This window comes from Haloferax sp. Atlit-6N (genome assembly GCF_003383195.1).
Classification (GTDB): Archaea; Halobacteriota; Halobacteria; order Halobacteriales; family Haloferacaceae; genus Haloferax; species Haloferax gibbonsii.
This window is the reverse complement of record NZ_QEQJ01000435.1, coordinates 1-430: the sequence shown is the minus strand read 5'-3', so window position 1 is coordinate 430 and position 430 is coordinate 1. Positions and strand designations below refer to the sequence as shown.

At 64.4% G+C, this 430-nt stretch carries 1 pseudogene; it reads right to left on the bottom strand.

Annotation, left to right across the window (positions count from 1 at the left end):
* Positions 1 to 430 (bottom strand): annotated as a pseudogene (locus tag DEQ92_RS23070) (aryl-sulfate sulfotransferase); the annotation flags it as partial.

The following is a 430-nucleotide window of genomic DNA, read 5'->3' as shown; positions in this document are numbered from 1 at the left end:
GAGCGATCCCGTGCCGACCTCCCAGGTCCGGACCCACTCGCCGTCTTCCTTCGCGTACTCGACGACCCGGTTGTTACCGCTGTCGGCGACGAGGATCGTCGGCGTGCCGTTCTCGCTCAGGAGCCAGTCGGGGTTGTGCTGCTCGCGCATCACGTCGTAGTCGTCGTCGGAGCCGAGTCGCTCGACGATCTCTTTGGATTCGATGTCGACGACGAGTGCCTGATCGAAGTTCCGCGGCGAGAGCAGCAGGCGGTCCTCACCGACGGGGTCGACGTCGTTGACGTGCGACCAGTCGTCGTTGTAACCGCCGTCGGTGCTCTCGGGGACGTGGTTCTTGAAGTACCACTCCCAGGTGAACTCGCCGGTCGACCGGTTGTAGATGACGATGCGGTCGTCGCTGACCTCGGCGGACGCGTTCCACTCGCGCATA